Below are 20,383 nucleotides of genomic sequence, written 5' to 3'. Positions count from 1 at the left end.
CCGTTTTCCTGCTTGAATGAAGCGGAAAAACTGGCTTGTGTCTCGCCTGAGGAAAGGGTGTGAGACGCGTCATTTTTTAAGTCAGCCCTTTTTGTGTGCGCTCAAGAGAGCGTTGATTTTTTACGAAGCACGAGCGTCAGGAAAAGTAACAAGTCCTTGAGTTTCTCGAATCCACGAGGATGCGTCGAGATACGATAGAGCCACTCTAGCTTGAAGCGACGGAATAATTTAGGCGCGCGTTTACTGTGTCCGGACCAGACGTCGAACGCACCACCGACACCGATGAAGATACCATGATCGACTTGATCATAGATGGAAGCAATCCATTCTTCCTGTTTTGGCGCACCGAGTGCGACGAGAACAAGATCAGCGTCTGCTTCTGCGATCGCTCGCGTAGCTTCTTCTGTCTTTCCAAAACCATGAAACGTTCCAACGAAGTGGATGTTCGGAAAACGAATCGATAACTGACGGATCAACGATTTCATGACTTCCGGACGTCCACCGAGTAAAAAGACGCGCTTCTCGAGTGCGTCTGCCGTCCGCAATAGTTCACGTGCGGTCTCGATTCCCGGCAATGTCGCAGTGAGCGGTGCTCCCATCCGTTTACTGGCAGCCGTTACACCGATCCCGTCTGGTGTAATGAACGTCGCCCGTCGTAAGATGGCATCGTAAGAAGGTTCACGCAATGCACGCAACACGAGCTCGGGATTCGCCGTGACAATAAAGGCTTTTCCGCGGTCGTGTAAGATTGTTTTAATATGGGTATACCATTGCGAAGGTGTCGCATCGACGAATGGTAGTCCGAATAATTGTTTTGTCTGAATCATAATTTTCCACCTCATCATCCATCATAGCAGAATCAAGACGGACGAACAGCGACTTGAGACTGAAAAAGGAGCGGATTCACGTGCATCCATCTTGGCAAACCGTGTTAAAAGAAGAAAAGGAAAAACCCTATTTTCAAGAACTGTGGGCTTTTTTGAAGGAAGCCTATCAAACGACGACCGTCTATCCTCCGAAAGAGCGGATCTTTCATGCGTTTGATGCAGTCGCGCCAGAAGACGTCCGGTGCGTCATCTTAGGGCAAGACCCCTACCATGGTCCGCGTCAGGCGAATGGACTCAGCTTTTCCGTCCACGACGGAGTTCCGATTCCTCCATCCCTTCGAAATATGTATAAGGAACTTGTCGCGGACATCGGTTGTCCAGCACCGACATCCGGCAATCTCGAAGCATGGTCCCAGCAAGGAGTATTCTTGCTCAATACGTCGCTAACGGTTGAGGAGGGGAAAGCGGGATCCCATGCTAAAAAAGGCTGGGCATCGTTCACGGATCGGGTCATCGAAGTATTAGGAAAACAGACACAACCGATCGTGTTCATCCTCTGGGGAAATCATGCGAAAAGTAAAAAAGCGCTGATCGATACGGATCGTCATCTTGTTCTTGAAGCCGTCCATCCGAGTCCCTTATCCGCGAGTCGTGGATTTTTCGGTAGTAAACCGTATTCTCAAACGAATGCTTGGCTGAAAGAGCAGGGAAGAGAGCCGATTGACTGGTGTTTGTCGTAAATCAAAAAAGGCTGACTCAAAAGTCAGCCTGAGACTGAAGACAAAGCGCAGTTTTTCTCTTAACGAGAAGGATTGCGCTTTTTTGTTCGTCTCGAATCGTTTTCCAGGAACAAGCATTGCGTCGCTGCAGGGTCGCTCTTACTTGTTTTTCCCTAGGAAGCGATGTCGAGTGAACGAAACGCTTCCTAGATCCTTCTTCCAGGTATAAAAAAATGACGCGTCACACGCAACTCCTTCAGGAAAAAGCGCATATTTGCGCTGTCAGAGACAAACAAGACCCGTTTTTCTGCTTGAATGAAGCAGGAAAATTGGCATGTGTCTCGCCTGAGGAAAGGGCGTGAAAAGACGCGTCATTCTTTTTTGAGTTACTTAGCGGCTTGAGATCGCCGGTTCTTCATCCATCATGAACTTTTCGACGACGAGAGCAACACCATCTTCATCGTTCGAAGCGGTCATATACTGTGCCTTTTCTTTGACGGTATCGGCTGCATTCGCCATCGCGACACCAAGACCTGCCCATTCGATCATCGATAGATCGTTGTTGCCGTCTCCACAAGCAATGACTTCTTCTTGAGCGATTCCCAGTTTTTCAGACAGTAAGGCAAGGCTTGTGCCTTTTGTGACACCATCTTCTGTGAATTCAAGGAAAAATGGCTTCGAGCGAGCCACCGCGAGTTCACCCTCAAGTTCCTGTTGAAGCGTCTGTTCGACGCGCGCGAGGTGCGTCTCTTCTGCCATCATTAAACACTTGACGACAGGTGTTTGGATCGCGGCTTTAAAATCAGCGACAGGGATGACCTCCATGCCTGTCAGTTGTCCTTCGAGCGTCGTATATTCATTCGGTTCCTCTGTCAGAATTTCATGTCCGACATACGTGTGGATGTAGACACCCTCCCGTTTACTCAAATCGTCGAGGCGGTGGACCGTCTCCGGGGAAAGTGTGCTGAGGAAGAGCGACTCGTTCGTTTTACAATCAATGATTGAAGCGCCATTGAAGCTTAGGATGTAACTGCCGTAGCGGGCGAGTTCCAGTTCTTTTGCGAGGTCGAGCATGGCAAACGTCGGACGACCGCTAGCGAGCACGACTTTCTTCCCGCGTCGCTGCGCAGCGAGTAAAGCTTCTTTCGTACGTGGTGAAATCGTATGGTCACTTGTCAACAAGGTATCATCTAAATCGAGAACAATCATTTTATACGTCATACATTCAAACCCCTTTCAATTATCTGTATATCGTAACAACTTGTCCCCCGTTCGACAATATACTCTCCTCGAAGAGAGTATGATAAAGTGGAAACAGAGCCCGTACGGAAAGGATTCCAACTTTATGAAATATCTCTTCATGATCATATCAAGTCTATTATTAGCAGGATGCAGTACGATGTTTCCGCATCCCGCCTCTTTACTCGAACATCCGTCCCTTCCGGCATGGGAGCAGTCGTTGAAAGAACGGATTGACCGCGATTTGCCGAAACAGGCAGAGATCGTGGCACCACGAAATCAAGCGGTATCCCGCCTATACGAACTCGTCGACTTAGATCGAAATGGTAAAGATGAAGCGATCACCTTCTACCGTAGCGAGCAGGACGGGCGCTTCACGATTCATCTTCTCGTCCATGAACGACAAGGCGAAAAATGGCGACTCGTGGCGCGACAGACGGTAGCTGACGGTCGAGCCATCGATCGACTCGAAGTCATAACTGACGCACGACATAAACAAAACCACCTGGTCATCGGTATTACCAGTTATGGTGAAAATACGTTATACATCATTGAGCAGTTACTATCGAAGCAACGAGACGTCACGACAGTCGATCGGTATGATCGTCTGTCGGTAGCTGATTTGAATCAAGATCGAGAGCGGGATATGGTGCTTCTGCAAAAGGGCAGTCCGTCTCGTTTGATCTATTATAAAGACATTCTGTCGAAAGAGCACCAAGAGACGACACTTTCAACGCAGGATGGCGATTTATTCGCAGAACATGATTTATTTGAAGTCGATACGATCAATGCCGCTCGAAATAAAGGCTTGATCGTATCGTATACACGAGATGCGAAAATGCACATCGCATTATTCCGTTTAGCGAACGATACGTTGGAACAGGTCCGTTTCGGTCAGATCGATGAGATCGTCGAACCGATGTATACCTTCCCGAAAGATGTCGATCAAGACGGAATCGTCGAGTTTGGTCATCAATATACGCCAGAAGGCAGTAAAGGGCGTGAGGGTGAACCGAAACCACGCATCACGGCATACTACACATGGAATGGATCAGATAATCCACCATTTCTCGAGAGTGGGTTCGAACTGCGAGAAGAGCAGTACATCGATCAAGAATACAATTTCGTCATGCGGTTCCCTGCCAACTGGGCGACGCGTGAAACGATCGAAAAACGCGAAAATCGTGTTCGGTTCATCAATCGAGAAACGAAGCAGATTGATTTCGAATTAGAGGTCATTCCGAAGAATCAATACATTGCGAGTGATCAAAAACGAAAAATCAAAGAAGGTATCGATTATGTCTATGTGATTGATGCGACGAAGGATTATGAAGTGTTCGTCAATCGTGTCACACTCGTGGAATAAAGAATCAGGGGGAGAAAAGAATGACCAAAATACTAGTAGCCGAAGATGAACATGCGATTCGTAGTTTCATCGTCATTAACTTGAAACGGGCAGGCTATGATGTCATCGAGGCGGAAAATGGGAAAGAAGCGCTTGCGCAATTTGATCAACAAACCTTCGATATTCTGTTACTCGATATCATGATGCCGGAAGTCGACGGTTTTGCCGTCTGTGAACAGGCGCGGGCAAAGGATGAAGTCGTCGGGATCATCATGCTGACGGCACGGACACGAGAAGAGGATAAAGTCATGGGACTAAGCGTAGGCGCGGACGATTACATCGCGAAGCCGTTCAGTCCAGCAGAGCTTCTTGCGCGCATCCAGTCACTGTTACGACGGGTAGAGACGTTACGCCGCAGAAAACAGCCACGTGAACTCGTCTCTGGACCGTTCCGGATTGATTTAGGGGCGAAGCGCGTCCAAAAAGAAGGTGTTGACGTCGAAGTGACACCAACTGAATATGATTTACTTTGCCACTTCATCAAAAACGAAGATCAAGTCATGTCGCGAGATGAGTTACTCGATGCGGTATGGGGTGAGAATTACTTTGGTGATCGGAAGACGGTCGATGTCAACATTCGCCGTCTTCGTCAAAAAATCGAAGAGAATCCAGCGGAACCGAAGTTCATCGAGACATTGTGGGGACATGGATACAAGTGGCGTAACGAAGAATGAAGCGCCAGATATTGATGCGGTTCATGACGATCATCACGGTGACAGTCTTACTCGTCATCGGAATCCTTTCGTTCGTGACCTATAACTATTACTACGTGACGGCGACAGATGTCTTAAAACGTCATGCGAATGCGAGTGCTGTCTTATTTGCGAATAGCGGCCTCGCTTATGATTACGCCGATTCAGAAGCGACGATTCATGATGTACTCGATTCTTACGCTTATCCGGACGCCGAGATCGAAGTGTTGGATGCGACAGGGATTCCGCGTTACTCTTCGACCGGATTCATCTCGGAACGTAAGTTGACGCGAGCAGCGGTCAATCAAGTAAGGGCGGGACAGACCGTCACGAAACGATATGACGATGAGGCGACGGGAGAACATTTACTGGAAGTAACAGAACCTGTTGTATCGTTCGGTCAGACGACGGGAGCGCTTCGTTATACGACGTCGCTTGAGCGAATCGATCGACGTGTGATCGAAATTTGTTTAGCGATCGTCCTCCTGGGTACAGTTATTTGGGGACTTGCCTTCATCTATTCCTCACGTCTCGTCTCGTCGATCGTCCGACCGATTCAAGAAGTCATCGGTGCATCGGACCAAATCGCGAAACAGCATTACGACGTCAAGGTGAACGAGGAATACTCGTTCGAGCTTGGAGAACTAGCGCGGACGATCAATTATATGGGGCAACAGATCAAACAGCAGGAAACGTTGAAAGATGAATTCATTTCTGGTATCTCTCATGAATTACGGACACCGCTGACATCGATCAAAGGCTGGAGTGAAACGTTACTCGTCGAACAGGATCAGTTGCCGGAAGAGGCGTCGCTTGGGATGGGCATCATTCATTCGGAGACGGAGCGTTTGATTTCGCTCGTTGAGCAGTTACTCGATTTCTCGAAACTCGAGACGAGCCGCCTCGTCTTATACCGTCAGGAAGTCAACTTGACGGAAATCATCGAGACCGTAACGGCGCAACTTCGTCAAAAGCTGGAAGAAAAAAATGTCCAGATCGTACAGAAGTTACCGGCGCAAGTCGTCGGTCTATACGACGAAAACCGATTGAAACAAGTCTTCTTGAACCTGCTTGATAATGCGATCCGCTTTTCTCCAGTCGGTGGCACGATCACCATTCGACTCGTTCGTTCAGAGCGTGTGTTGTTCCTCTCCTTCAGTGATGAAGGACCTGGCATTCCGAAAGAGCACTTACGTCACGTCACAGAAAAGTTCTATCAAGTGCAAAAAGGAAAGGGCGGAACAGGGCTCGGACTATCGATTTGCCGAGAACTCGTCGAAGCACATGAAGGCAAGCTATTCATTGATAATCAGCCGGAAGGCGGCGTCATCGCGACGATTCTGCTACCTGTCACGAAAGCGTAAACACTGAGACGGGCAGAGTGAAACAGAAACTGGTAAAGTTAAGTGGATTATAGTACGAAATGGATCAGATGATAGGAAACGGAGGAATCAGTCATGGCACTTGGTGTTTCAAATGGTACGCTTCAACCGCTCTCCGGAAAACCGAACGCGGTATCTACTCAAACCGATCTACAGGATATGAAAATGCGTCCGCTCCCGTTCAAAGGAACGCTTGCAGATTCGAAGTTTCAATTACTACGTATCCTACAAAGCCTCGACCGCGTCAAAGTCGTCAAGGAGGAAGGGACATACATCCACGCCATCTTCACGAGTAAAGTCTTTCGCTTCAAGGATGACGTCGAATTTTACTTCGATGAAGCTGCACAGGTGATTCATTTCCGTTCGGCATCACGTGTCGGGTACTCCGACTGGGGCGTCAACCGTAAACGAATGGAAGACATTACACGTCGCTACGAGGAGGGATCACGATGAAGAACTATCAATTAGTCGTCATCGGTGGTGGTGCAGCCGGAATGACGATTGCTGCTGGTGCAGCAAGTCTTGGCGCACACGTCGCCCTGATCGAACGCCATACGCATCTAGGTGGAGATTGTCTTCACTACGGTTGCGTTCCTTCAAAGGCTTTGATCGAAGCGGCGCACGATGTTCATGTCATGAAGCGGACGGCTGAAAAGTACAACGTGACGCTGAACGGAGACGCGGTCTATTCCAAAACGAAGGCAAGCGTCGACAGGGCGCGTAATATCATTCAATCACATGATGGCACAAAACGATTTGAGGACCTTGGCGTCGATGTCTATATCGGAGAAGCGACATTCCTCAGTGCCCATGAAGTGGAAGTGGCGGGACAGCTTGTCGTAGGTGAGAAGTTTGCGATCTCGACTGGATCTCAACCAATCATTCCACCGATTGATGGACTTGATACGATTGATTATTTAACGAACGAGACGATCTTCGAATTGACGGAGCGTCCGGAGCGTCTGCTCGTCATCGGTGGTGGTGCGATTGGTCTTGAGTTGTCGCAAGCGTACGCGCATCTCGGAACGGAAGTCACAGTTATTGAGGGAATGAAGACGTTACTCGGAAAAGAAGACCGTGACATGGTCGAAGTCATTCAACGTCAGCTTGAACAAGAATTAACATTACATCTCGATACGAAGGTCACGCACGTCCGCAAGTCAGCCGGGGGCATCGAAGTGACGGTCGAAGCAAACGGCGAATCACGTGTCATTGAAACGGATGCCGTGCTTGTCGCAGTCGGTCGTAAGCCACGTATCGAAGCACTACGTCTCGATCGAGCTGGTGTACACGTCGAAAAAGGATTCGTCCAAGTCGATGGTTCACTTCGAACAAGTCAGCGACACATCTTTGCGGTCGGAGATACGATCAACTCACTTCCGTTTACGCACGTCGCAGGGCTTGAAGGAAAAACGGTCGTCACGAATGCTTTATTCGGTCTACGGACGAAGCCGGATTATCGAGCGGTTCCGTGGGTCACATTCACGACGCCTGAATTGTTCCATCTCGGATTGACGGAAGACGAGGCACGTAAGAAACATGGGGAGATCAAGGTCTATCAGACCGGTCTCGATGAAGTCGATCGTTTCGTCATCAATGGTCAGACGGAAGGGCGCGTCAAGCTCATCGCGGATAAGCGTGGAAAACTGATTGGAGCACATGCAATCGGAGAACAAGCGGGTGAGTGGATGCAAGAAGTCGTCTATGCGATGGCACGTAAAGATAAGGTCGGTCAATTGTCGCGTGTCGTCCATCCATATCCGATCCGTGGTGCTGCGGTTCAGCGAGCTGCTGATGTCTACTGGCGTGAACGTCTATTCGCTGGTCCGATCCCAAAATGGTTGAAACGTTATTTCGACTGGAAACAAGGAGAATGATTCATGCAACAACCTGCTACTAAACGGAATTTCGTTCCGCTCGTCATCCTGCTGACGCTTGTCATCAACTTGCTCGTGGCGCTCTTATTCTTTGCGCCACCTGTACAAGTCGATTCAGGATTCGATTGGACGTTGCTTCCTTTTTTGAATGCCATCTTCAATAGTTTTACCTTCATGCTGTTGCTCGGCGCTTGGATTTCCATTCGTCGTGGCAACCGGGTGAACCATCGTCGCTTTATTGGTGGTGCGATGACGACGACGACACTGTTCTTGATTTCGTACGTCACATATCATGCCGTCAGTGAATCGACGAAATTCGGGGGCGAAGGATTTGTTCGTCCGATCTATTTCTTCATCTTGATTACGCACATTATTCTAGCTGCAGTCATCGTTCCACTCGTCTTGATGTCACTCGCGCACGCCGTGAATCAAAATTTCGAGAAGCATAAAAAATGGACACGCTTTACGATGCCACTTTGGTTATACGTCAGTTTGACCGGTGTCATCGTCTACATCATGATTCGTCCGTATTATTAAAAAAAGCTCCTTCGTGGCAACCACGAAGGAGCTTTTTTACGTTCAGGATTCGACTTTTGTCTCGTCGAGTACATTGGCTTTTAAGTCGATCAATGGTCGAATTAACACTTCGACGCGTCGATTCTGACTGCGACCTGATTCTGTTTGATTGGACGCGATTGGTTGAAATTCACCGTAACCGCTGACGGTGAAGCGTTTTGGTTCAAGCTTTGGGTTCCGTTGTAAGGCGCGCATGAAACTGATCGCCCGATCAGCACTCAGTTCCCAGTTTGATGGATACTGTGCTGTATTGATTGGAATGTTGTCTGTATGGCCAGAGACTTGAATCTGACGTTGTCCTGCCTTGACGAGCAGTGCGCTCATCCCCTCTGCGATTTGAAGCGAGCGTCCTCTTACTTCTGCTTGAGCTGGTGAGAACAGTGCGCGGTCGCGAATCGTAAAGACGAGTCCTTCATTCGTGATTTCAACCTTGATGTCTTTTTCAAGTTTTTCATTTTTGATGTATTGATTGGCTTCTTCTTTGATTTTTTCGAGTTCTGCGATTTCATAGCTTTGTGCCTTCGTCCGGGCATCGAGTTTTTTTGAATCCTCTTCTTCTTGAGTGGAGAGCGAACTGTTCGTGATCATCCCTGAGCCACCGTTGAAGACGGAGCTAAACGACTGGGACATTGCTTTTAGTTTCACAGCATCGACATTACTCGAAGCAAACAGAACGATGAAGAGGGCCAAAAGCAAGGTCAATAAGTCAGCGTACGGAATTAACCAGCCTTCGGAGATATGTTCATCATGCGGCTTCTTTTTCCGCTTCATAGTTCGCACGCTCCTTCGGTGTCAAGTACACAAGTAGCTTATCTTCTAAGTTTTTTGGTGATTCACCGTTTTGAATCGATAGAATTCCTTCAATCATCATCTCGTACAACTGAATTTCGCTTGCTGATTTTTGCTTCAACTTCGTTGCGAACGGGAACCATAGGACGTACCCGGTGAAAATACCGAACAGCGTCGCGATGAAGGCACCTGAAATGGCGTGACCTAATTTTTCGATGTCCGATAAATCGGATAGGGCGGCAACGAGACCGACAACGGCACCGAGAACCCCGAGCGTTGGTGCGTAAGTACCGGCTTGCGTGAAAATGTTCGCATTGGCATGATGGCGTTCCGTCATGTTTTCGAGGTCACGTGTCATGACGTCCTCGACATATTCGGATGGCTGCCCATCGATGACCATCATGACGCCACGCTTCATGAAGGCATTATCGACTTCTTCAAGTGCTGACTCGAGAGATAAGAGCCCTTCTTTACGTGCTTGCGTCGAGAGTGTCAAAAATTGTCCGAGCAACACTTGTTTTGTCATCAGCTTTTGTTCGAATAAGATGACTTTAAACAAGGCAGGTAAGACTTTCAATCGTTCCTTCGGGAAGGAAATCATGATGGCAGCTGCCGTTCCGACAAAGATGATGACAAGGGCTGCAGGGTTGAGTAGAGCGACTGGAGGCGCACCTTTTAAGATCATACCTCCGACTAGTGTGATGAGACCAAGGATGATCCCGATGATCGACACGATATCCATGATTGATGTGTGCCACCTTTCTGTATGTAATCCGTATAGGAACGAAAAATAAAAGAGCAGAAGACACTTCTTCTGCTCGGAAATCCAAAAACCGAGAATCAAGCGCCGTTTTCGTCGATTAGCATTTGAATGCTTTCGTTTCGTTCGTCACGCTCTATATCGGTCAGTACGTCGTATTTTTTTAACACTTGATACAATTCATTTAGAATCGGTTGCTCCAAATGTAATGATAAGAGTTCCTCGAATTGATAATACAATTGCGCAGGCATCCATTGTGATTGTCGTTCCAGCCTTCGCCAGACATCCTCAATCGAATGATCAGCCGTCTTAGGGTCCACTGTTTCCCTCAACCTCCTTTAATGATTACACGTCCACTTTTATCTAGTTTACCAAAAAAATACGAAAACGTTTAGTCGATTGCATATTTCGATAGAACTTCTTAATTCGAGGGAGTATGATAAAGACAATTCTGTCTGAAAACAATCTAGGGGGAGTAAGATGTTCTCGCATAAAAGACGTTCACGACTCGCACGCTTCGGGCGTTTCGGTGAATTGATGTATCATCAGCTGTTTGATAAACCGGCACGCTTCATTGCGACAGGTTTTACATTGACGATTTTGCTCGGTGGTTTTTTATTATGGTTACCGATTTCTCAGAACGAGGGGCAAGCGGTCTCTTTCATCGATAGTTTATTCGTTGCCACCTCTGCGGCGACAGTGACCGGGTTATCGACGATCAACATCGCAGAATCCTACGATCTGCTCGGGCAGATCATTCTCATGCTGCTCATCCAAATCGGGGGTCTTGGATTCATGACGATTGCACTCGTCTTACTCAGCGTCACGGGCCGAAAGATTGGGATTCGTCAGCGGATCATCATCCAAGAAATGTTCAACCTCGATAGTCCGGGCGGTACGATTCGTCTCGTTCGTAACATTATCTTAACGACGGTCGTCGTTGAGATGATTGGTATGCTCTTGATTGCATTAGACTTGTTCATTCAATACAAATATACCTTTGGGAGAGCATTGTATTATGGCTTGTTCCATGCAGTTTCTGCTTTCAACAACGCAGGGTTTGCTTTATGGGGGGATAGCCTAATTGGCTTTCAACAAGATACGACATTCATTCTGACGATTGCAGCGCTCTTGATGATCGGTGGTCTTGGTTTTACGGTCATCGCGGATATCGCTGGAAAACGAAACTTTAAGAAAATTTCGCTCCATTCTAAATTGATGGTGCTATCACTACTCGTCATCAATGGACTAGGTGTTTTAGCAATGATGCTCTACGAATGGGTTTCGAACTTGGGTTCGTTAAAAGATGAATCGTTCTTCAGTGCGCTCCATATCGTATTTTTCCAAGTCGTCACGACACGAACGGCTGGTTTCCAGACAATCGATTTAACGACGATGGTGCCGCTCTCGATCGGTTTGATGATGGTTTTGATGTACATTGGGGCAGGTTCCGCATCAACAGGTTCCGGGATCAAGGTCACGACGGCAGCGGTCATCTTGAAAAATGTCTGGACGTATCTCCGCGGACAGCGTGAAACGGTTCTGATGCGACGGACTGTTCAGACGCAAGCGATTCAAAAGGCATACGCGATTGCTGTCTTCAGTTTATTGTTCATCGCTTTAATTACGACGTTCCTGGCGTTGACCCAGCCGAATATTTCCTTTATTGGTCTATTCTTTGAGACCGTTTCGGCATTTGGAACAGTTGGTCTTTCTTTGAACGTAACAGCTGAGCTCAATAGCTTTGGTAAGTTTTTGATCATGTTTATGATGCTACTTGGACGTGTCGGCTCCTTGACGATTCTGTTCACGTTCGCGACGCAACGAGACCGGACGATTCGTTATCCAAAAGAAAATATGTTGATCGGGTAACCGATAAAAAGTCCAATCGACTTCCCTTGTGGAAGAACGATTGGACTTTTTTAGTGTGTCACGTGTGTTTGATAATACTGGACGAGTCGAGGCATCGTTTCTGCAAGATCTGGACAAATAATACCAGTGTCCCGTAAGTCACGTAAGGCATGTGTCGTATCATATTGAACGGGATGAATGAAGTAGTCAAGTGTCTGCCGTTGCATCTGAAGTCGTTTTGCGACAGCTGGAGTCAATGCCGTGCTGACGAGTCGAAACGGAACGATTCCGCGCGGATAACGTCCATAATAGGCGACGTGTAACATCTCAAAAATCGCGCGTGCGCCATGTGGGAATGGATCTGTCAGATGATAGGTCTTATTTCTTCCGACCGGTGCATGACTGAGATAAGCGGTCGCTTCAATGACGTAATCATAGGGCACGAGATTAACGAGTGCGTTTGCTCGACCTGGGTACGGAAGAGGGGCGAAGGATTGCAGGAGACGCATCGCGTTCAAAACGAAATACACCCCATCCCACTTCGGTGTTTCGCCCGTTTCGGAATGACCGACGACGATCCCAGGACGGATGATCGTATAGGGAATCGTTCCGATTTCTTTACGGAAACGCACTTCTGCTAAATATTTCGTTTCTTCATAAGCATTTTTAAAGGTACTAGCTTGTAACTCATCTTCTAGAACCATTCCGGAACGAAGACCCGAGACATACGCTGTACTGAAGTAAATGTAGCGCTCTAAGGTCCGACACGTATGAGCAAACTGTGTCACGTTCGCGGTACCGATCACATTGATTCGAAAGGTAGGTTCATATGCTGTTGCTAAATCATATAGCGCCGCGAGATGAAAGATGTGTGTGACGTCTTGTTGCAACATCATTCGAGCCTCTGATGATAAAGCAAGCTGTTCGACCGTGATATTGCCTTCGTGCAATACAAGTTGCTCCGGTCGTAAGGATGTACGTTCTAGAAGATCCTGGCGTCGCTTAACAGCTGCGTTTCGCTCTGACGGTAAATGAAGCAAATGAAAACAAGCGATTTGGTCCGGAACACTTGCCAGTTGTTCGATCAGTTTGGTCGCTAAAAAACCGGGGAAACCCGTCATAAAGTAGGTCCGCATCAATTCCATTCCTTTCTTGGATCACGTTCGAGTACAACGGTGAAGGTCGAACCATCATTGATTTCTGATTCAACGGAAATCGCACCTCCGTGCGATTCGATGATTTCCTTACAGATGGCAAGTCCGAGGCCGGTTCCGCCGATTTTCCGGATGTCTGAGTTATCGACCCGGTAAAATTTCGTAAAGAGCTTTTCAAAAGCATTTTGTGGAATACCGAGTCCATAATCCGTCACAGAGAACGTTGCTTGTTCCGGATTGGCTGAAAGAATGACTCGAATATGATCCGCCTGTGGAGAATACTTAATGGCGTTCGAAAGCAAGTTCAAGATCACCTGCTTGATTTTGTGCTCGTCCGCAAAAATCAGAACAGGATCCTCTGGTAGTTCTAGATCAATTCGATGCGTCTCGACGGTCTCGCCATAGGCATCGACGGTTGATGCGAGAAGATCGCGCAACGAGAACGACGTGAAGGTATACTCCTGTTTTCCACCTTCTAGACGCTGAATGTCTAAAAACTCATTTAATAGCTTCGTCAATCGTTTCGTCTCTTCGTGGACGATCTCAACATACCGTTCGATTCGATCAGCCGATTGTTTTTTATATCGTAGTAATTCCATATAGCCAAGAATGGAGGACAGTGGCGTGCGCAACTCATGCGATACTGTACTGACGAGTTCGTCCTTTACTTGATCCATCTTCGCTTCCTCTGTCCGGTCACGGAAAACAAATAGGAAGCCATGACGAGAAATGCGACTCTTCTCCTTTTTGATCGCAGTCGCATAAAATTCGAAATAAAGTGGACTGGACTCATTTGGTCGCTGTAACGTGAAACGAAACGATAGTTCAGAATGTTTTCCGGCGAGTAATTCTTCTACTTGTCGGAGCATCTCGAATCGAGTGTTCAAATCGAGATTCGGAATCAGACTGATTCGTTCTTGAATCTTACTTGGTGCAATGCCTGGGACATCGAGTAATTTGCGTGCTTTGACGTTCATGAAGATGAAACTCCCATCCTCTTCTGTCAGTAGGAACCCTTCATTGGATGCCTGAAGAATCGATTGTGTGATATCACGCTGACGCATGATGGCATTTTTTTCGCGTTCAAGCATTTTCTCAATTTTTTTTCGTTCTGTAATATCACGAACGACGGCGACACGCATTCGGATGTTGTTGTAGATGATTTCACGCGGAAACACTTCGATTTCGACAGAAGTTCCATCGGCACGTTGACCGAGGACTTCGTATGGTTCTTCTCGATGCTCCTCGATGCGTTGTAAGACACGCGCGTGATGATCCGGATGAATTAATTCAAGCGTCGTCTTGCCTTTCATTTTCTCGAGTTTCGTCCGGAAAATGACTTCTGCTGCGCGATTGGCATCGATGATGATGCCGTGGTCATGAAAGATAACGGCTTCAACGACGGATTCCGAGAAGAGTCGGAAGCGGCGTTCGCTTTTCGTCAGATGCCATTCGATTTGTTTTTGCGGTGTGATGTCCTGAATGAGCAGGAAGTACGTATCGTTTGGCAACCGTGTCATATAAAGGCGTCCATGGAACGTTGAGCTATCCAAACGATGATAGGTCCATTCATTTTCGGCTTCCCGTCCATGCAGTAAAAACAGTTGCGCGTCCGATAAGTCTTTTAAGTTCAATTGTTCGAGATGTTGACGGCGGGTAGCGATTTCCTTCGCATCATGTAGAATCGTCGCTTGGAGACCAATGATGTCTTCGGCATGCTCGAAACGGAATAAGGTGCTTGCCACTTCGTTACAAGTTTGAATCCGAAACTCCGAGTCGGTGATGAATAGAGCAGTATCTAGTGTTGAATTGAATAAGTCCTCGATTTTCAGGGGAGCGACATGGACAAGAAAATAGTCCGTGGCTTCAATCGCTGTGACTGTTAATTGATGTGTCGTTGAAATGACGGCTTCCTTCTGTAATGGAAAGAAATCATCCGTGATGGGAAACAGCTCCTGAACGGTTTCGATATTTGGAGTGTTCATGAACTGGTGTTGAAACGCGTCATTATGAAATTGAATCCTTCCATTTGCATCGACAAGAAGAACAGGGTCTTTCATAGCACGTAACGTCGCGTGAATGATTCGTAGCGATGAAGGAGATGAATGTTCTGCCATGAGCTACCTCCTGACTGGTCTTCGACCATGGATTTTAAGACAGTCTTTCCTCGTTAGTTTACTTCTGCAAGACGAGTCGTGTTTCCTGTTGAAGGAAGCAACCGACGAAGAATTTTAGTATAGTGAAAAAAAGGTCACGACGAAGTAGAGGGGAAAAGCACGATGAAACGATTAAAACGAAAACGATTGTTACTAGCAGCTTTGTTTGCAATGATAGGAATTTTCGGAACTTATTTTTTTTCGAGTTCTTGGGAACCTTTAATCTTAATCATCAGTATAGTAGGGTGTATCCTTTTTCTTCTTTTGTCCATTTTAACGCCGTCGCTTGAAAAACGACTCGATCGAATGGAAGGACGAGAATTTGAAGAATGGCTTGCCGATTTATTTGAAAAAGCAGGATATCGGGTCGAGTTGACACCTGCTTCACGCGACTTCGGAGCAGATTTGTTGATAGAGGATGAACGAGGGTATAAGATTGCCATCCAGGCAAAGCGATATAGTGCGGCTGTAGGGCTCGAAGCGGTTCAACAGGTCGCTGCCTCGGTTCCATTCTACGGGATGGACGAGGGGTGGGTCGTTACGAATTCGACCTTTACGGAAGCTGCGTATCAGCTAGCTGAACCAAATCAGGTTCGCCTCATTGATCGGGAAGAATTGCTCGCATTTGCAAAGGAGATGAACCTGCATTGAACATGTCGAATGATTGTCGACAAAAGGGGGTTGTCAATTTGGAGAAACGGTGCAATAATCATTTTCGTTAACGAAATATCATACAGATAAAGAAAGTTAAACTATACAGGATGTCTAAATAAACTGGGGACGAAAAACCAGCACGTTTTAGCAGTGAGAGGAGAATTTCTGTTGCGCAAAGTTGTCTATGTGCAGGGTTGCGTTTTTTCGCAAGGTCATGCCGCGATTTATGATGAAGCGCACCAAATGATCGGTGCGGTTCAACACGACGAGAATGGTCGTGTTCAAGTAATGAATGGTGAAGGTAGAGGGGTAGCGTTTGGTAAGTTCATTCCGACGTGTAAGAAGTGGGTCGTGATGAACCATGATGGACAAGAGGTAGGTCAAATGCGTGAGAAGTTTTCGCTCTTCTCGAAGAAATGTGAGTACAACGTGTATGAGCGTGGTACATTCACGATTTCCTTCGACCTGACAAAAGGAAAATTCTCCGTACGGAGTGCAGCTGGAGAAGTCGTTGCTGAATTGTTGCAAGACGGTGATGAGTACCGTCTCGTCAAGGATGCGGACAAACTCTCGATGTACGAACTACTCTCTGTCTTGAAAAGTCTGACGAACAACGTCCACTATAAATCACTGACAGCCGTCTAAATAAAAAAAGATGCCTTCCATGACATGGATGGCATCTTTTTTTCATCATGTCGTTTGCAGAACATGATGGAGGCGTTGTTTCGCTTCGTGTGTTAAATGCGATACACGACGGGCATAGAGACACAGTTGGAGAACGTGGACAGTTTCAGGGCGGTAAGCGTTAATGCGCTCGAGCGAGCGTCTGAGACGCTTCTCCGTCAATTCGATCGGACCACTTGTCTCCGCGTGTTGCGTATAGACGAGATAAAAATTAAGCGGACTGATTAAATCATCCTCATCAATATTCGGATTCTTGAAGACGATCGTCAGCAGTTCTCGTGTTTCTTCTAACGAGAAGAGGTGTTTTAAATCATCCAGTAAATAGATGATCGAAGCCTGATTGATCGAGTACTTCTTTCCGCGATGCGGTACGCCGATGATGTCCCGGACTTCACGTTTCGTCCAGTTCTGGATCGTCGTCGCTGACATATGTTCGCCGATCAGGGCATTTGCCAAATGAACGATTTCATTGATGGATAGACCATTTTTTAATGGATCGAATTGCTTCAAGCGATTGATGACCTTCGGCAATTCTGTGCCTTCCGTTGCGACGAGGGGTTCGATTCCTTTTCCTTCATTTAGGCGTTGCAGACAACTTGATAATGTTTGGACTGCTTGAGCATCATACATTTCCAAAACTTCCTCTCTAGGACGTCATTTGACCTTATGTTATCAAATGAAGGTTCAATAGGGCAAATGGCAACTGAAACAACGTACAATAATAGGAAAGAAAGGGGGAATGACGATGGAATGGATAGCTGCTCTTGGCACGATTGGAATCGTCGGGCTAGTTCTCGTCATCCTGGAAGTCATTGGACGCCGTTTCGGCTTTTCTCCCGAGACGGTTCGGAAATGGATTCATATTGCTGTCGGTCACTGGGTATTTCTTGCGCTGCTCTGGCTGGATCACTGGTACGTTGCGATCGTACCGTTGTTATTCTTTGCTGTCGTGAATCTAGTGACACTACGAAAAGGAATCGGTCAGATGCACGACGTCGATCGTCCTTCTTACGGAACGGTCTATTATCCACTCGCTCTAGCGGGACTTGTCCTGTTCTTCTTCGAGCGACAGCCGATGGCGCTCATTGCGGGAAGCATGGTGCTTGCTTGGGGTGACGGTCTCGCGGCTCTCGTCGGAAAACGCTACGGAAAGACGTTTTACGTCCGTGGTGAGACGAAACGATCCTTTGAAGGAAGTATCGCCCTATTTTTGGCGTCATTCCTCGTGTTGACCGTGACGTTCTTGTTTTATGGACAACCGGTTTGGCTCGCTGTCAGTTATGGCTTCTTGCTTGCGAATATCGCAGCCTTGATCGAAGCCATCTCATATCGCGATCTCGACAACTTGATCTTGCCATGGACGATCGCGGCACTCGTCGCATTTGCTTTTTGACGTTCAGTCGCGTAACAACAATTGTTTGAAATAGAGAAAGCGTAATCGAATATAGTCCGGATACGCACGCCAACCTGCATGACGGATGGTCATATCCCGACACATATCCTGAAAGACATGGCGATAGATCTTTTCTTCGGAATCGTCATAAACAGCTGCGAACAAGCCATGCTCGAGCATGTTGGAAAGGCATTCGTCGAGTTTAGCGTAGAGGGTCTCGTCGCTGTCTTCGCGCAATGTAGCATGCAGCTTCTCATATTGAATACTTTGATTGACAGAAGCTGTCGCATGAAAGACGGTGGTTTTGTCGAGATGAGATACGCCAAGGATTAAGGAATAGAGTGCTTCCAATATGTCGATCGAATGACCGTCCAGTTGTTGGATGGAATCAATGGCCATCAGCGTATCGATTCCAGATGCGCCAACCTTCTTTAAATATGTAAACGCATAAATGGCGGATTCCCCATAAAATTGACGATGATTGTAATGGACGGCAAGGAAACGATGTCCTGCTGGCTCTTCAGGGAACCGTGTGATGGCTGAAAGGAAAAACTGTTCTGCTTCGTGCATATATCCTTCATCTTCACTAATGATACCGAGGAGGATGTATCCTTGCACATGTTCGCCGAGTTGCTGATGTGTCTCTTCGATCAGCCGGCGCGCTTGAGTGTGTTCGTTCTTGAAGTAAAGAGAATGAGCTGTAGCAATGTTGAGCAATGGATGAGATGGGATGAGAACACGTAAGCGCTCAGTTGCGGCAATACGTACGCTCTCTTCTGTATCGGATGTCAGTGTTTCGAGTAACGCGACTTCAGCGACGTGGCTCTGAAGTTCATGAGAATGAGCGGTTATGGTTTGTGTCATGTAATGAGATCCCCTCTACTAGTTCAAAATCATAAGTCTTCGTTTCTCATCATATGACAAGCCGAGTGGCGCCTCAAGAAGTAAAAAAAATAGTCGATGGTTCCTCAAAAAGGAATCATCGACTATTTCTACTTTCAAGATTATGCGTGTAGGTGAAGCACATCTTCAACGGATTTGTACGTGTATCCGAGATCGCGTGCGACCGCTTCGTACGTGACGAATCCTTGCGCGACATTTAATCCTTTTTCAAGAGCATCGTTTTCAGCAAGCGCACGGTGTGTGCCTTTGTTCGCGAGCTCAAGGACATACGGAAGCGTTGCGTTCGTCAATGCTAGTGTAGACGTACGTGGAACAGCACCTGGCATGTTCGCGACCGCGTAATGAACGACACCAAATTTTTCATATGTTGGGTCATCATGCGTCGAGATGCGGTCGACCGTCTCGAAGATACCACCTTGGTCGATGGCAACGTCAACGATGACAGCGCCCGGCTTCATGCGTTTGACCATGTCGGAAGTGACGAGTTTCGGTGCTTTTGCACCTGGAATCAAGACAGCACCGATGACGAGATCACTCTCAGCGACCGCTTCAGCAATCGTGTACGGATTGGAGATCAACGTGTTGATCGAGTTACCGAAGATGTCATCGAGCTGACGAAGGCGTTCTGGGCTGACATCGATGATCGTGACATCCGCACCGAGACCAACCGCGAGTTTCGCAGCATTCGTTCCGACGACACCGCCGCCGATGACTGTGACTTTTCCACGACGAACCCCAGGAACACCTGCAAGCAGGATGCCCATACCACCGTGTGGTTTTTCTAAGAACTGTGCACCGATTTGCGATGCCATACGTCCTGCGACTTCACTCATTGGTGTTAACAATGGAAGAGTGCGGTTCTTTTCAACTGTCTCGTAAGCGATTGCTGTGATGTTCGAATCAACAAGTGCACGTGTCAGTTCTGGCTCAGCCGCTAGGTGAAGATACGTGAATAATGTCAGATCCGGACGGAAGTATTGGTACTCTGAAGCGATCGGCTCTTTAACTTTTAAAGCAAGTTCGGCTGTTGCCCAGACTTCAGCAGCAGTCGCGATGATTTCAGCACCAGCTTTGACGTACTCTTCGTTCGTGAAGCCACTCCCCATACCTGCCATTGATTCAATGATGACACGATGTCCTTGTGCATGTAACGCTGCTACCCCGGCAGGTGTTAATGCAACACGGTTTTCGTTGTTTTTGATTTCCTTTAATACTCCAATGATCATGTGAACGCGATCCCCTTTCGCAAATAAACAAATCAATTTCTCTTCTTCTTCAGTATATGAGAAATGAAAGCGTTCTACTTTATCGGCGTTTTCAAA

At 47.3% G+C, this 20,383-nt stretch carries 21 protein-coding genes; 11 read left to right on the top strand and 10 right to left on the bottom strand.

The genetic code is table 11. The features are described from left to right. Window positions 1–101: 101 nt before the first annotated feature. Window positions 102–827, bottom strand: a complete 726-nt coding sequence (locus AYO36_RS13200; protein WP_064300692.1) for a WecB/TagA/CpsF family glycosyltransferase — start codon at window positions 825–827, stop codon at window positions 102–104. Between the two features lie 80 nt (window positions 828–907). Here AYO36_RS13200 and AYO36_RS13195 point away from each other — a divergent pair, with 80 nt between their 5' ends. Continuing rightward, window positions 908–1,567, top strand: coding sequence for a uracil-DNA glycosylase (locus AYO36_RS13195; protein ID WP_197484536.1), 660 nt, complete (start codon window positions 908–910; stop codon window positions 1,565–1,567). 369 nt (window positions 1,568–1,936) lie between these two features. Here AYO36_RS13195 and AYO36_RS13190 read toward each other — a convergent pair whose 3' ends face one another. Next, window positions 1,937–2,767, bottom strand: a complete 831-nt coding sequence (locus AYO36_RS13190; protein ID WP_064300691.1) for a Cof-type HAD-IIB family hydrolase — start codon at window positions 2,765–2,767, stop codon at window positions 1,937–1,939. A gap of 178 nt (window positions 2,768–2,945) precedes the next feature. On the opposite strand from AYO36_RS13190, the gene AYO36_RS13185 reads away from it, so the two are divergent. The 6 genes from AYO36_RS13185 to AYO36_RS13160 all read left to right on the top strand — a co-directional run bounded on the left by AYO36_RS13185 (window position 2,946) and on the right by AYO36_RS13160 (window position 8,678). Then, on the top strand, window positions 2,946–4,151 hold the full coding sequence (locus tag AYO36_RS13185) for a hypothetical protein (protein WP_231884719.1): 1,206 nt from the start codon (window positions 2,946–2,948) through the stop codon (window positions 4,149–4,151). Between the two features lie 20 nt (window positions 4,152–4,171). After that, window positions 4,172–4,864 carry a response regulator transcription factor gene (locus AYO36_RS13180; protein WP_023469704.1) on the top strand — a complete coding sequence of 231 codons (693 nt, stop codon included), beginning with the start codon at window positions 4,172–4,174 and terminating at the stop codon, window positions 4,862–4,864. Next, the gene (locus tag AYO36_RS13175; protein WP_035395592.1) at window positions 4,861–6,246 is read left to right on the top strand and encodes a sensor histidine kinase; all 1,386 of its coding nucleotides are present in this window, start codon (window positions 4,861–4,863) and stop codon (window positions 6,244–6,246) included. Before AYO36_RS13180 ends, AYO36_RS13175 begins: the two co-directional genes overlap by 4 nt. Window positions 6,247–6,339: 93 nt before the next feature. Then, complete coding sequence (locus AYO36_RS13170) at window positions 6,340–6,717, top strand: DUF1499 domain-containing protein (RefSeq protein WP_050678428.1); 378 nt, start codon at window positions 6,340–6,342, stop codon at window positions 6,715–6,717. Beyond that, entirely contained in the window at window positions 6,714–8,141 is a 1,428-nt protein-coding gene (locus AYO36_RS13165; protein ID WP_064300689.1) for a dihydrolipoyl dehydrogenase family protein, read from the top strand. The genes AYO36_RS13170 and AYO36_RS13165 overlap by 4 nt, the downstream gene beginning before the upstream one ends. 3 nt (window positions 8,142–8,144) lie before the next feature. After that, window positions 8,145–8,678: a DUF420 domain-containing protein gene (locus tag AYO36_RS13160; protein ID WP_064300688.1), complete on the top strand. Its 534-nt coding sequence runs from the start codon at window positions 8,145–8,147 to the stop codon at window positions 8,676–8,678. 42 nt (window positions 8,679–8,720) lie between these two features. Here the strand turns inward: AYO36_RS13160 and motB are convergent, their stop codons facing one another. From motB to AYO36_RS13145, 3 genes are all read right to left on the bottom strand, one after another. Beyond that, on the bottom strand, window positions 8,721–9,488 hold the full coding sequence (gene motB / locus AYO36_RS13155) for a flagellar motor protein MotB (RefSeq protein WP_064300687.1): 768 nt from the start codon (window positions 9,486–9,488) through the stop codon (window positions 8,721–8,723). After that, the gene (motA, locus tag AYO36_RS13150; RefSeq protein WP_023469698.1) at window positions 9,463–10,248 is read right to left on the bottom strand and encodes a flagellar motor stator protein MotA; all 786 of its coding nucleotides are present in this window, start codon (window positions 10,246–10,248) and stop codon (window positions 9,463–9,465) included. The genes motB and motA overlap by 26 nt, the downstream gene beginning before the upstream one ends. A gap of 98 nt (window positions 10,249–10,346) precedes the next feature. Continuing rightward, complete coding sequence (locus AYO36_RS13145) at window positions 10,347–10,586, bottom strand: hypothetical protein (RefSeq protein WP_023469697.1); 240 nt, start codon at window positions 10,584–10,586, stop codon at window positions 10,347–10,349. Window positions 10,587–10,746: 160 nt separating this feature from the next. Between AYO36_RS13145 and AYO36_RS13140 the strand changes: the two genes are divergently transcribed. Further along, complete coding sequence (locus AYO36_RS13140; RefSeq protein WP_064300686.1) at window positions 10,747–12,138, top strand: TrkH family potassium uptake protein; 1,392 nt, start codon at window positions 10,747–10,749, stop codon at window positions 12,136–12,138. 50 nt (window positions 12,139–12,188) lie between these two features. Here the strand turns inward: AYO36_RS13140 and AYO36_RS13135 are convergent, their stop codons facing one another. Together AYO36_RS13135 and AYO36_RS13130 are read right to left on the bottom strand one after the other, a co-directional pair. After that, the gene (locus AYO36_RS13135; protein WP_064300685.1) at window positions 12,189–13,253 is read right to left on the bottom strand and encodes an SDR family oxidoreductase; all 1,065 of its coding nucleotides are present in this window, start codon (window positions 13,251–13,253) and stop codon (window positions 12,189–12,191) included. Next, window positions 13,253–15,388 carry an ATP-binding protein gene (locus tag AYO36_RS13130; RefSeq protein ID WP_064300684.1) on the bottom strand — a complete coding sequence of 712 codons (2,136 nt, stop codon included), beginning with the start codon at window positions 15,386–15,388 and terminating at the stop codon, window positions 13,253–13,255. The genes AYO36_RS13135 and AYO36_RS13130 overlap by 1 nt, the downstream gene beginning before the upstream one ends. A gap of 162 nt (window positions 15,389–15,550) precedes the next feature. Here AYO36_RS13130 and AYO36_RS13125 point away from each other — a divergent pair, with 162 nt between their 5' ends. Both AYO36_RS13125 and AYO36_RS13120 read left to right on the top strand, forming a co-directional pair. Next, window positions 15,551–16,078, top strand: a complete 528-nt coding sequence (locus AYO36_RS13125; protein WP_064300683.1) for a restriction endonuclease — start codon at window positions 15,551–15,553, stop codon at window positions 16,076–16,078. A 171-nt stretch (window positions 16,079–16,249) separates the two neighbouring features. After that, complete coding sequence (locus AYO36_RS13120; protein ID WP_023469691.1) at window positions 16,250–16,726, top strand: LURP-one-related family protein; 477 nt, start codon at window positions 16,250–16,252, stop codon at window positions 16,724–16,726. Window positions 16,727–16,771: 45 nt separating this feature from the next. Here the strand turns inward: AYO36_RS13120 and AYO36_RS13115 are convergent, their stop codons facing one another. After that, window positions 16,772–17,395, bottom strand: a complete 624-nt coding sequence (locus AYO36_RS13115) for a DUF1836 domain-containing protein (protein ID WP_023469690.1) — start codon at window positions 17,393–17,395, stop codon at window positions 16,772–16,774. A 115-nt stretch (window positions 17,396–17,510) separates the two neighbouring features. On the opposite strand from AYO36_RS13115, the gene AYO36_RS13110 reads away from it, so the two are divergent. Beyond that, window positions 17,511–18,158: a diacylglycerol/polyprenol kinase family protein gene (locus tag AYO36_RS13110; protein ID WP_064300682.1), complete on the top strand. Its 648-nt coding sequence runs from the start codon at window positions 17,511–17,513 to the stop codon at window positions 18,156–18,158. A 3-nt stretch (window positions 18,159–18,161) separates the two neighbouring features. Here AYO36_RS13110 and AYO36_RS13105 read toward each other — a convergent pair whose 3' ends face one another. Together AYO36_RS13105 and ald are read right to left on the bottom strand one after the other, a co-directional pair. After that, window positions 18,162–19,022, bottom strand: coding sequence for a tetratricopeptide repeat protein (locus AYO36_RS13105; protein WP_064300681.1), 861 nt, complete (start codon window positions 19,020–19,022; stop codon window positions 18,162–18,164). 140 nt (window positions 19,023–19,162) lie between these two features. Continuing rightward, a complete protein-coding gene (gene ald / locus AYO36_RS13100) occupies window positions 19,163–20,287 on the bottom strand; it encodes an alanine dehydrogenase (protein WP_064300680.1) in 1,125 nt (374 codons plus the stop codon). Between the last annotated feature and the right edge of the window lie 96 nt (window positions 20,288–20,383).

This window comes from Exiguobacterium sp. KKBO11, assembly GCF_001644945.1.
Taxonomy (GTDB): domain Bacteria; phylum Bacillota; class Bacilli; order Exiguobacteriales; family Exiguobacteriaceae; genus Exiguobacterium_A; species Exiguobacterium_A abrahamii.
Note: the sequence above shows the minus strand (reverse complement) of the source record. Positions and strands in the feature narration are given on the sequence as shown.